This window comes from Mesorhizobium sp. M7A.F.Ca.ET.027.02.1.1, from assembly GCF_004022985.1.
GTDB lineage: Bacteria > Pseudomonadota > Alphaproteobacteria > Rhizobiales > Rhizobiaceae > Mesorhizobium.
Genome location: NZ_RZOL01000355.1, coordinates 1 through 6,377, shown reverse-complemented (window position 1 = coordinate 6,377; position 6,377 = coordinate 1). Strand labels below are relative to the sequence as shown.

The window sequence follows — 6,377 nt, the reverse complement described above, 5'->3', positions numbered from 1 at the left end:
GCCCCTCATTGTCCTGCCGGACATTTCTCCCCGTATAGTGACGGGGAGAAAGGGGCCGGCCGCCACGTTGGCGCTTTTTCTGCGACGCTGGCGATTTGGCGAAATCATCTGACACAGCGTCCTTCTCCCCGTCACTATACGGGGAGAAGATGCCGGCAGGCAGATGAGGGGCGGCACCAGCTCCCGGTGGAGAGCATATTCAAATCTTGCGGCCACCAGTGCCTCGCGATATCTCGACACCATGATCACCTTCCGCCGTGCGCAGGCCTCCGACCTGCCTGATATCGTCGCGATGCTGGCCGACGATCCGCTTGGCGCCGGCCGCGAGGACGCTGCCTTGCCGCTGGCGCAAGGCTATCTCGATGCTTTCAACGCCATCGACGCCGATCCCAATCAACTGCTGGCGGTGGCTGTCGAGGGCGGCGAGGTGATCGGTACCTTGCAGATTTCTTTCCTTGCCGGGCTCTCGCGCAAAGGCGCCTGGCGCGGCCAGATCGAGGCGGTTCGGGTTGCCGGCCACAGGCGCTCGGACGGCATCGGCAGGCAGATGATCGTATGGGCGATCGACGCGTGCCGGGCGCGGGGCTGCAGCCTCGTCCAACTGACCACCGACAAGGGGCGGGCGGACGCGCACCGTTTCTACGAAAGCCTCGGCTTCACCGGCAGCCATCTCGGCTACAAGAAGAGCCTTTAGGCGGACGGAAACCGCTGCACATTTTTTGTGGAACTGCTCGCGGCGTTCGAGCAGTGCGCCAGCGCTGGCGCATTCGGGAAATCGTTCAGGCACACTTCAATTCGCGGCCAAGAGGGGATATAGGTCAGCCAAGTTGACCTATATTGCAGCGTCTGGGGAGGCGTGTCGTGACCCTTATGAATCTGTTGGCTTCGCGCTCGTCGCGCATGAAAGCGTCCGAAATCCGCGAGCTCCTGAAGCTGCTCGACCAGCCGGACATCATCTCGTTCGCCGGTGGTATTCCCGATCCGGCGCTGTTCCCGGCCGAGGCGATCCGTGACGCCTATGCTTCGGTGCTCGGCGGCGCCGAGGCGGGTGCGGCGCTGCAGTACCAGGTCTCGGAAGGCTACCTGCCGTTGCGGCGCTGGCTCGCCGGGCAGATGGGCAAGCTCGGCGTCGCCTGTGACGAGGCCAATATCTTCATCACCTCCGGCTCGCAGCAGGCGCTGGACTATCTCGGCAAACTGTTCCTGTCGCCGGGCGATACCGCGCTGGTGACGTGGCCGACTTATCTCGGCGCGCTGCAGGCTTTCAACGCCTATGAGCCTCGCTACGACCGGCTGACCCCGGCCGGCGGCAACATGACGCCCGATGCCTATCGCGCGGCAGCGGCAGCAAATGGCGGCAAGGCCAAATTCGCCTATCTGGTGCCGGATTTCGCCAACCCGACCGGCAACACGCTGAACCGTGAGCAGCGCGAAGCGGTGCTCGACCTTGCCGGCGAACTCGACATCGCCGTCATCGAGGATGCCGCCTATCGCGCGCTGCGCTATGACGGCGACGGCGTGCCGCCGATCCTGGCGCTCGACTGCATCAGGTCCGGCGGCATCGACAAGGCGCGCACGCTCTATTGCGGCTCGTTCTCGAAGATACTGTCGCCGGGCATGCGCGTCGGCTGGGTTTGCGCCCCGCGCCACATCGTCGAGAAACTGGTGCTGATGAAGCAGGCCTCGGACCTGCACAGCCCGTCGATCAACCAGGTGGTGATGCATCGTGTCGCCGAAGCCGTCTTCGACGGCCAGGTGGAAAAACTTATCGGCGCCTATCGCGAGCGCCGCGACGGGCTGCTCTCGGCACTGGAATCCAATATGCCGGAAGGCGTGACCTGGAGCCGCCCGGAAGGCGGCATGTTCGTCTGGGTAACGTTGCCGGAAGGGGCCGACGCCACCGAGCTTCTGGCGCGGTCGGTGAAAGAAGGGCGGGTGGCCTTCGTGCCGGGCAGCGCCTTTTATGCCGACGGCACCGGGCGCAACACGCTGCGGCTGTCCTTCACGCTCGCCGACCGGCGCGCGGTGAGCGAAGGCATTCCAAGGCTAGCCGCCATCCTAAAGGGATAGGCCGGCTCCGGAGGCCGGCTTTTCCTCCGCCATCACAGTCACCAGCCGCTCAAGCTTTGAAAGCCTGGTGCGAGCAAGCTTGCGGACCGGCTTTTCGAAACCTGCTTCGCCGTTTTCGACGACGAAGACCAACGTCATGAAATCGAGCATGAACTCATCGATGGCTGCCGCGACCTCGCGCGACCTGCCCTTGAACCGGCGCAGCAGAGCGGTTGCTTCCTCGATATCGTCGACACCGGCGCTATCGACCAGCGCTTCGAGCCTCTGAAAACAGTCCAATCGCAATTCCTCCCACCGGGGCACCCAACCCGGTTGTGAGCGGAAAGTTCCAAACTGTGAGTGCTCTCGCGAAGAAATCGCCTCCACCGCTTCCGCGGTTTCGACGGGCCATCGGCAATTTTTTGTTCGGGTGGAACCTCCGCGGCCAACGAAGGTTCTTACCAGGTCTGATCCCCCCTCAGACCCCTGAAGGCTAGACATGCTTTCCAAAGGCCCGCCGGCTCCCCTCCCGGCGGGCTTTTTGTTTGCTGGATAGAACAAGTATCCGCATTGACGACGCCCTGTCCGAACCTAAATTCGAACCTCACGAGGAGGCATCTTTATGGAAACCCAGGAATTGCATCGCGGCCGGCTCATCGACCACATCCAACTGGTGGTCAGGGATCTCCCGGCCAGCCGGCGTTTCTACGAGGCGGTCCTGCAGGCGATCGATGTTCCGATCGGTGGGATCGGCGACGATTTTTTCTGGGCCGACGAGCTGTTTGTCTCCACTGCCGACAGCCGGGCCGCACAGGGAAAACTCACCGGTCGCCATCACCTGGCTTTCCAGGCAAGGGACCACGCCATGGTCGACGCCTTCTACAAGGCCGGACTGGCGGCTGGCGGCACGGACAATGGCGCGCCGGGCGAACGGCCCTATCATCCCGGCTATTACGCCGCCTTCCTGCTCGATCCCGACGGCAACAACATCGAGGCCGTCCATCACGGTCCGCATAGTCGCAGCGCCGCTTCGGTGAAGATCACCTTCTAAGCTGCCGATATTCAGCCGGCCGGATCGCGGGCGCATGCGATGCCTGAGAGAAGTTGCCTTGCGTTGCCAGATTGGTGGCCCCGATGCTAACCGTGCAAATGGCGGGCGGGAATCGGTATGGAAGCAACGCGCGCTGCAAATCCTCAATAAAACTCCCCTTACCCCCTTGGAGATACATTTTTTATGCAAAACCCAACAAGGGCGATCTGTGCCGCCACGCTTTTATTTGCGATCGGGGCCGTGGGCCTCACAAGTATATCACCTTTTGCTTATGTTTCATCGGCGCAGGCGCAGGAGGAATATCTTCCGACCCAGAAGGATTTTGTCGGCAAATGGAAACTCAACGGCGGAGCCATCCGGCCGCCGCGCGATATGAAGGATGCGCCGACGCCGGAACAAGAAGCGGCCGCCAACGAGTTCCAGCAGACAGTGACCGCGTTTTACGGCGCGTTCGACTATCTGGAGATCACGGCGGACGGCCGCTACAATTTTCATCAGCCGGGTGATCCGACGTCGGGGCCTTGCGTCTGGTGCGGAACCTGGTCCTTCAGCAACAGTTCGGCGTGGCTCAAGCTGGAGACGGCGCCAAGGCTGGATATCTACGCCAAGGACGGCGACATGCAGATGACCTACACTGTCGAACCCGACGAAAAATCGAAATATGCTTGGCTGGTTTTCGGCTGGACGAAGGCCGAGTAGGCGGCGGCGCACGGCTCGCCACACCTAAACGGGCCTAAGCGGCTTTTCATCCATCTCGTATCCTCGTATACGAGATGGAGCCAGCCGCCCGAGGAAGTCCGCATGAGCCCATTGCCTGAAACCGTGCCGTTTTTCAGCCAGTGGGAGACGCCCGACCTGACGCTGGACGTGCTCGCCGACGGCGCGGATGTTGCGCTCAGGCGCGATCCGCTGTGGCGGCGATCCGGGGCGGAGACCCTCGATGAGTATGCGGCCTGGGCGGCCAACATCTGCGGCATGGCGTGCCTGAAGATGATCCTCGCCAGCCGCGGCGAGATCGTGCCGACGATCGAGCTTGCCAAGCGCTGCACCTTATATGGCGGCTATGTCGTCAACGGGGGATCGATCAAGGGGCTGATCTACGCGCCCTTCGTCAGCTTCGTGAAAGAGGTTTTTGGACTCCGGGCCGAGGTGGTGACCAATGTCGCGACGGCGGAGATTCCGGCGATCATGCAGCGGACGCGCTTCTTCATCGCGTCGGTCAGCAGTTCGATCCGCTGGCCCGAGCGCGAGCCGCCCTCGAAGGGCGGTCATCTGGTGCTGGTCACGGCGGCATCCAACCAGGGTTTCCTCTTCCACAACCCGTCCGGCCATGACCCCGCCACACAGGCAGACGCAGTGTTGGCGCCGGCCGATTTCGACCGCTTCTTCGCCAATCGCGGCATTGCCGTCGCCATGTGATTTTTTTGACAGTCGAGGGATTTCGATGACCGGCAAGACAAGAGTGGCCATCCTCTATGGCGGGCGTTCGGCCGAGCATGACGTGTCGCGCCTTTCGGCCGCCAATGTGCTGAAGGCGATCGACCGGACGCGCTACGACATCGTGCCGATCGCCATTTCCAAAAGCGGCAGATGGCTGCTGCAACAACTCGATCGCGCCGCGGCGATCGGCGATGACGGGGCAGGGGCGCCGGCATCCGAAGACGGCCCGGAGGTTGCATTGTTGCCCGGCGGCAAGGGCCGGCTGGTCGCTGTGGCTCGGGATGGTACGCAGCCTGACCTGCCTCCCATCGACGTCATGTTCCCGGTGCTGCACGGGCCGTTCGGCGAGGACGGCTCGGTGCAGGGCTATGCCGAGGTCGCCGATGTCGCCTATGTCGGCTGCGGCATTCTCGCCTCGGCCGCCGCCATGGACAAGGATGTCGCCAAGCGGCTGATGCGCGAGGCGGGATTGGCGGTTGCCCGCTCCGCCACCGTGCATCGAAATGGCAAGCATTCCTTCCAGGAGATTGCCGGGATGCTCGGCCTGCCGTTCTTCGCCAAGCCGGCGCGCCAGGGCTCGTCCTTCGGGGTCAGCAAGGTGAATGACAGGGATGGCTTCGAGCAGGCCATCGACACGGCTTTCCGCTACGACGGCAAAGTGTTGATCGAGGAATTCGTCGAGGGGCGCGAGATCGAGTTCTCGGTGCTGGAGCGCGCCGACGGGTCGCTGACGGTGTCGCTGCCCGGCGAGATCATTCCGGCCGGCAAGCACGGCTTCTACACCTATGAGGCCAAATATCTCGATGCCGACGGCGCGCTGGTCAAGGTGCCCGCCGATGTCCCGGCCACTGTGGCCGACAAAGCGAGGGAGATGGCGCGTCAGGCTTTTCAGGCGCTCGGCTGCGAAGCCATGGCGCGCGTCGATTTCTTCCTGCGCGCCGACGGCCGCCTGCTCGTCAACGAGGTCAACACCATTCCCGGATTCACCGACATCTCGATGTACGCCAAGGCGCTGGCCGCCTCAGGCATCGGCTACAGCCAGACCATCGACGTGCTGATCGAGCACGCGCTGGCCAGGCATGCGGCGCGCTGATCCGATCGGTCGAGAGCGGCCGACGCGGGCCGGATCATTGCCCGTTGAGCGAGGCGTATTTCATCGTTGGCTAAAGTTGCACGTCCGCTCTATATGCCCGATCATGGCATTTGGCAGGGGAGGCATCACGTGGCCAATCGTCGAAACGGCACGGCGTCTCCGGCTGATGGGCTAGGGGACGCCCTTTCAGCGGCCGCGCCCCATCCGCGAACCTCTTTGCCCAATATGGCGGCCATCGTCACGACGGTGGCCGCACTGTATTTCGGGCGCGAGGTTTTCCTGCCGATCGCGATCGCGCTGCTGCTGACCTTCGCACTGGCGCCGCTTGTCTCAGCTCTTAAAAAGATAGGCATTCCCCGGATTGCCGCCGTCATTGCCAGCGTGCTCGGCGCTTTCGCGGCCCTTGGCCTGTTCTCCTTCATCGTCGCTACGCAGGTCAGCGAACTGGCGCAGAACATCCCAGTCTACCAGACCAACATCCTGACCAAGATCCGCTCGCTCAAGGAAACCGGGGTCGGGGGCGGGATCCTTGCCAGACTGAGCAAGGTGGTCGAGCGGGTCGGCCAGGAGATCGACCGGCAGGACCCCTCGCTGCCGGCTGCCACCCCGGAAAAGCCGCCGCGCGAGCCGGTGCCGGTCGAGATCGTCGCGCGCGAAAGGCCGCTCCAGGTCCTGCAGAACATCGTCGGTCCGCTGATCAGCCCGCTTGGGTCGGCCGGACTGATCATCGTCGTCGTCATCTTC

At 63.3% G+C, this 6,377-nt stretch carries 8 protein-coding genes; 7 read left to right on the top strand and 1 reads right to left on the bottom strand.

Annotated elements, in window-relative coordinates:
* Nucleotides 1-241: 241 nt before the first annotated feature.
* Together EN749_RS27970 and EN749_RS27965 are read left to right on the top strand one after the other, a co-directional pair.
* Entirely contained in the window at nucleotides 242-694 is a 453-nt protein-coding gene (locus EN749_RS27970; RefSeq protein WP_128364376.1) for a GNAT family N-acetyltransferase, read from the top strand.
* 176 nt (nucleotides 695-870) lie between these two features.
* Nucleotides 871-2,070 (top strand): PLP-dependent aminotransferase family protein, encoded by a 1,200-nt coding sequence (locus EN749_RS27965; RefSeq protein ID WP_189367748.1) that lies wholly within the window; start codon nucleotides 871-873, stop codon nucleotides 2,068-2,070.
* On the opposite strand, the gene EN749_RS27960 is transcribed toward EN749_RS27965, so the two are convergent.
* On the bottom strand, nucleotides 2,059-2,349 hold the full coding sequence (locus tag EN749_RS27960) for a hypothetical protein (RefSeq protein WP_245481704.1): 291 nt from the start codon (nucleotides 2,347-2,349) through the stop codon (nucleotides 2,059-2,061). The two genes, EN749_RS27965 and EN749_RS27960, sit on opposite strands and share 12 nt — an antisense overlap.
* A 322-nt stretch (nucleotides 2,350-2,671) precedes the next feature.
* On the opposite strand from EN749_RS27960, the gene EN749_RS27955 reads away from it, so the two are divergent.
* The 5 genes from EN749_RS27955 to EN749_RS27935 form a co-directional block, all read left to right on the top strand.
* Complete coding sequence (locus EN749_RS27955) at nucleotides 2,672-3,100, top strand: VOC family protein (RefSeq protein ID WP_127809852.1); 429 nt, start codon at nucleotides 2,672-2,674, stop codon at nucleotides 3,098-3,100.
* 183 nt (nucleotides 3,101-3,283) lie between these two features.
* Nucleotides 3,284-3,799 (top strand): hypothetical protein, encoded by a 516-nt coding sequence (locus EN749_RS27950; RefSeq protein WP_127319408.1) that lies wholly within the window; start codon nucleotides 3,284-3,286, stop codon nucleotides 3,797-3,799.
* 102 nt (nucleotides 3,800-3,901) lie between these two features.
* The gene (locus EN749_RS27945; RefSeq protein ID WP_128364374.1) at nucleotides 3,902-4,519 is read left to right on the top strand and encodes a C39 family peptidase; all 618 of its coding nucleotides are present in this window, start codon (nucleotides 3,902-3,904) and stop codon (nucleotides 4,517-4,519) included.
* 25 nt (nucleotides 4,520-4,544) lie between these two features.
* Nucleotides 4,545-5,633, top strand: a complete 1,089-nt coding sequence (locus tag EN749_RS27940; protein WP_128364373.1) for a D-alanine--D-alanine ligase family protein — start codon at nucleotides 4,545-4,547, stop codon at nucleotides 5,631-5,633.
* Between the two features lie 93 nt (nucleotides 5,634-5,726).
* The coding region (locus EN749_RS27935) for an AI-2E family transporter (protein ID WP_189367746.1) at nucleotides 5,727-6,377 on the top strand (651 nt) is incomplete at its 3' end.